This is a genomic window from Labilibaculum sp. K2S (assembly GCF_030372765.1).
Taxonomy (GTDB): Bacteria; Bacteroidota; Bacteroidia; order Bacteroidales; family Marinifilaceae; genus Labilibaculum.
Window position 1 is genome coordinate 1 of sequence record NZ_JAUCMW010000046.1, and the last position, 5,449, is coordinate 5,449.

Annotated in this window: 2 tRNA genes and 3 rRNA genes; all 5 read right to left on the reverse strand. The window is 47.0% G+C overall.

Annotated elements, in window-relative coordinates:
• Window positions 1-42: 42 nt before the first annotated feature.
• Window positions 43-152: ribosomal RNA gene (gene rrf / locus QUH73_RS20470) — 5S ribosomal RNA — on the reverse strand.
• A gap of 106 nt (window positions 153-258) precedes the next feature.
• Window positions 259-3,135, reverse strand: a 23S ribosomal RNA gene (locus tag QUH73_RS20475).
• A 120-nt stretch (window positions 3,136-3,255) separates the two neighbouring features.
• Window positions 3,256-3,329 (reverse strand) — tRNA-Ala (locus QUH73_RS20480).
• A 56-nt stretch (window positions 3,330-3,385) separates the two neighbouring features.
• A tRNA-Ile gene (locus QUH73_RS20485) sits at window positions 3,386-3,459 on the reverse strand.
• Between the two features lie 146 nt (window positions 3,460-3,605).
• Window positions 3,606-5,125 (reverse strand): 16S ribosomal RNA (locus QUH73_RS20490).
• Together the 16S, 23S and 5S rRNA genes with 2 tRNA genes alongside form the textbook arrangement of a ribosomal RNA operon.
• Between the last annotated feature and the right edge of the window lie 324 nt (window positions 5,126-5,449).

Below are 5,449 nucleotides of genomic sequence, written 5' to 3' on the forward strand. Positions count from 1 at the left end.
AAAAAAGAGTCTCATTCCATTGTGGAACAAGACTCTTTTAAAAGTTGGCGTCGACCTACTCTCCCACCATTGGCAGTACCATCGGCGCTATCGGGCTTAACTTCTCTGTTCGGAATGGGAAGAGGTGGAACCCCGATGCAATAGACACCTAAAATCATTCATCTATTATTGAGCCTTAGCCCGCAAGATAATATCATAGACATATCAAAAAAATCAAAGTAAAAATAACCTCCGAAAAGATTCAGCGATGAACCCCGCACTCAGAAGTTTTAGGGTAATTAGTATTGCTCGGCTTTGATGTCACCACCTTTACACCTGCAACCTATCAACGTCGTAGTCTCCAACGACCCTTAAAGGAAATCTCATCTTGAGGTAGGCTTCGTGCTTAGATGCTTTCAGCACTTATCCCTTCCGAACGTAGCTACTCTGCAATGCAGCTGGCGCCACAACAGATGCACTAGAGGTTCGTCCAACCCGGTCCTCTCGTACTAGAGTCAGATCCTCTCAAATTTCCAACGCCCACAACAGATAGGGACCGAACTGTCTCACGACGTTCTGAACCCAGCTCGCGTGCCACTTTAATGGGCGAACAGCCCAACCCTTGGGACCTTCTCCAGCCCCAGGATGTGACGAGCCGACATCGAGGTGCCAAACCGCTCCGTCGATATGAGCTCTTGGGAGCGATCAGCCTGTTATCCCCGGCGTACCTTTTATCCTTTGAGCGATGGCCCTTCCATGCGGAACCACCGGATCACTATGCTCTACTTTCGTACCTGATCGACCTGTATGTCTCACAGTCAAGCACCCTTGTGCCATTGCACTCTACACACGATTACCAAACGTGTTGAGGGTACCTTTAGAAGCCTCCGTTACTCTTTTGGAGGCGACCACCCCAGTCAAACTACCCACCACACACTGTCCGTCGTCAGACGTTAGACTCCAGATAAGCAAAGGGACGTATTTCAAGGTTGACTCCACAAGTCCTGGCGAACCCACTTCATAGTCTCCGTCCTATCCTACACATTACTTACCCAAAATCAATGTGAAGCTGCAGTAAAGGTGCACGGGGTCTTTCCGTCCCGTTGCGGGTAATCGGCATCTTCACCGATACTACAATTTCACCGAGCTCATGGCTGAGACAGTGCCCAGATCGTTACACCATTCGTGCAGGTCGGAACTTACCCGACAAGGAATTTCGCTACCTTAGGACCGTTATAGTTACGGCCGCCGTTTACTGGGGCTTCATTTCAATGCTTCTCCGAAAATAACATCTCCACTTAACCTTCCAGCACCGGGCAGGTGTCAGGCCTTATACTTCAACTTTCGTTTTTGCAAAGCCATGTGTTTTTGATAAACAGTCGCCTGGGCCATTTCACTGCGGCTCTCATCACTGAGAGCGTCCTTTCTCCCGAAGTTACAGGACTATTTTGCCGAGTTCCTTAGCCATGAATCACTCGAGCGCCTTAGTATACTCTACTTGACTACCTGTGTCGGTTTGAGGTACGGGCAGCTTTAACCTGAAGCTTAGAGGTTTTTCTTGGAAGTAAAATTAGGCACACTATCTGCGCTGCCGTAGCATTGCAGTACTATCGACTTTCAGCTCAAAATGCGGATTTACCTGCATCTCTCATCACGTACGGTCTTCAACGAACTATTCCGTCAGTTCGCGGTGCTTTCATCTCTTCGTCACCCCATCGCAGTTAAAGCCGGTACGGGAATATTAACCCGTTGTCCATCGAGTTCGCCTTTCGGCTACCCCTTAGGTCCCGACTAACCCTGATCCGATTAGCGTTGATCAGGAAACCTTAGTCTATTGGCGTGCGGGTTTCTCACCCGCATTATCGTTACTTATGCCTACATTTGCTTTTCCAGAAGCTCCACAATGCATTACCACACTGCTTCTGCGCCACTGGAATGCTCCCCTACCAGTTAGAATAAATTCTAAATCCATAGCTTCGGTAGTATGTTTTATGCCCGATTATCATCCATGCAAGATCGCTCGACTAGTGAGCTGTTACGCACTCTTTAAATGAATGGCTGCTTCCAAGCCAACATCCTAGCTGTCAATGCAATCTCACCTCGTTAGTTCAACTTAACATACATTTGGGGACCTTAGCTGATGGTCTGGGTTCTTTCCCTCTCGTCCGTGGACCTTAGCACCCGCGGGCTCACTGCCAGATATAAGTTATAGCATTCGGAGTTTGTCTGGATTTGATAGGCGGTGAAGCCCTCGCATCCAATCAGTAGCTCTACCTCTATAACTCTCGACTCTGACGCTGCACCTAAATGCATTTCGGGGAGTACGAGCTATTTCTCAGTTTGATTGGCCTTTCACCCCTACCCACAGTTCATCCCAAGACTTTTCAACGTCAACGGGTTGGGCCCTCCACTCTGGATTAACAGAGCTTCAGCCTGACCATGGGTAGATCACCAAGTTTCGCGTCTACCCCCACTAACTTTACGCCCTATTCAGACTCGCTTTCGCTTCGACTACGGACCTGAAGCCCTTAATCTCGCTAGTGAGGAGTAACTCGTAGGCTCATTATGCAAAAGGCACGCCGTCACACCCTAAAGTGCTCCGACCGCTTGTAAGCGTATGGTTTCAGGTACTATTTCACTCCTCTATTCGAGGTGCTTTTCACCTTTCCCTCACGGTACTTGTTCACTATCGGTCTCTCAGGAGTATTTAGCCTTACCGGATGGTCCCGGCAGATTCACACAGAATTTCTCGTGTTCCGCGCTACTCAGGATACTGCTAGATTCATTTTGCTTTCGTGTACGAGACTATCACTCTCTACGGTGTGTCTTTCCAAACACTTCCACTTCACGCCACTTCTCATATCGCAGTCCTACAACCCCTACATTGCCGAAACAATATAGGTTTGGGCTGATCCCCGTTCGATCGCCACTACTAGGGGAATCACTTTTGTTTTCTTCTCCTCCGGGTACTTAGATGTTTCAGTTCTCCGGGTTTGCTTCCATTGCTGGATACCTATTAAAATAGGTGGGTTGCCCCATTCGGAAATTCACGGGTCAAAGGTTATTTGCACCTCTCCATGACTTATCGCAGCTTATCACGTCCTTCATCGCCTCTGAGAGCCAAGGCATCCGCCATACGCTCTTAATTACTTCTTATTGTGTTCACAAAAATAAATTTCGTTGCCGAAATTCATCCCTGTTTCTTTACTTTAGTTACTTCTACTTTAATTTTGTTTCAATATGTCAAAGAACTTTAAATACACCATCGTATTTTTGTGGAGAATATCGGAGTCGAACCGATGACCTCCTGCGTGCAAGGCAGGCGCTCTAGCCAACTGAGCTAATCCCCCATAGTATCATTTCACTTCAATTATGAATTAATAATTCATAATTCATAATTAAATAGTAGTCCTGCGCAGATTTGAACTGCGGACCCCTACATTATCAGTGTAGTGCTCTAACCAACTGAGCTACAGGACTATTACTACCTATCAGCTTAGCGGTGAAAACACCCTAACGCTATGGGTTATGGTATAAATAAATTTATGAAAACAAACAGTCAGGAAATACAGGATAAAAATCTTATCGAATCTCAATTCCTATATACAAATACTTCCAATCTCTAGAAAGGAGGTGTTCCAGCCACACCTTCCGGTACGGCTACCTTGTTACGACTTAGCCCCAGTTACCAATTTTACCCTAGGACGCTCCTTGCGGTTACGTACTTCAGGTCCCCTCGGCTTCCATGGCTTGACGGGCGGTGTGTACAAGGCCCGGGAACGTATTCACCGTAGCGTTGCTGATCTACGATTACTAGCGAATCCAACTTCACGGAGTCGAGTTGCAGACTCCGATCCGAACTGAGACCAGCTTTTGAGATTAGCATCCAGTCGCCTGGTAGCTGCCCTTTGTACTGGCCATTGTAACACGTGTGTAGCCCTGGACGTAAGGGCCGTGCTGATTTGACGTCATCCCCACCTTCCTCTCACCTTACGGTGGCAGTCTCGCTAGAGTCCTCAGCTTAACCTGTTAGCAACTAACGATAGGGGTTGCGCTCGTTATGGGACTTAACCCGACACCTCACGGCACGAGCTGACGACAACCATGCAGCACCTTGTAAATTGCTCCGAAGAGAAAGCCTATTTCTAAGCCGGTCAATCTACATTTAAGTCCAGGTAAGGTTCCTCGCGTATCATCGAATTAAACCACATGTTCCTCCGCTTGTGCGGGCCCCCGTCAATTCCTTTGAGTTTCATTCTTGCGAACGTACTCCCCAGGTGGATTACTTAATGCTTTCGCTCAGTCACGCACGGTGTATTGTGCACAACGAGTAATCATCGTTTACGGCGTGGACTACCAGGGTATCTAATCCTGTTCGCTCCCCACGCTTTCGTCCATCAGCGTCAATGTTAGTTTAGTGAGCTGCCTTCGCAATCGGTGTTCTACGTTATATCTATGCATTTCACCGCTACATAACGTATTCCGCCCACCTCAACTAAATTCAAGGCCTTCAGTATCAATGGCAGTTCCGGAGTTGAGCTCCGGGATTTCACCACTGACTTAAAAGCCCGCCTACGGACCCTTTAAACCCAATAAATCCGGATAACGCTTGGATCCTCCGTATTACCGCGGCTGCTGGCACGGAGTTAGCCGATCCTTATTCTTACAGTACCTTCAGTTCACTACTCGTAGCAAAGTTTATTCCTGTAAAAAAGCAGTTTACAACCCATAGGGCCGTCATCCTGCACGCGACATGGCTGGTTCAGGCTTGCGCCCATTGACCAATATTCCTCACTGCTGCCTCCCGTAGGAGTCTGGTCCGTGTCTCAGTACCAGTGTGGGGGACTATCCTCTCAGACCCCCTAAGCATCATAGTCTTGGTGAGCCGTTACCTCACCAACTAACTAATGCTACGCATGCCCATCTTTTACCTCCGTAGATTTAATATTCAAACCATGCGATCCAAATATATTATGCGGTATTAATCCAAATTTCTTTGGGCTATCCCCCGGTAAAAGGTAGGTTGCATACGCGTTACTCACCCGTGCGCCGGTCTCTAAGCAGCAAGCTGCTTATACCCCTCGACTTGCATGTGTTAGGCCTGTCGCTAGCGTTCATCCTGAGCCAGGATCAAACTCTTCGTTGTATAAAAACTTTTGTTATAATTCTGCTCTTGGACGTATTTATAGTTATCGTAATTCTTATTGACAAGGTCTTATTCCTTGTATTTACCTAACTTCTTGTTTCCAATATTTTCAAAGAACTTGTGGCGGCCGTTTATCCTTTCCTTAAAAAGGTAACCTGTTCTAAAATTTCATCCTTAATAAAGACAGTCGTTACTGCCTCTAAAAGCGAGTGCAAAGATAAAGAAATAAATCCCAAACCTGCAAATCTTTTTTCAACTTTTTTTTTCAAGCTAATTTCACCTTAAACCCCATGTTTCCTAGTGGCCCGTGAGTTCGTTAACTCT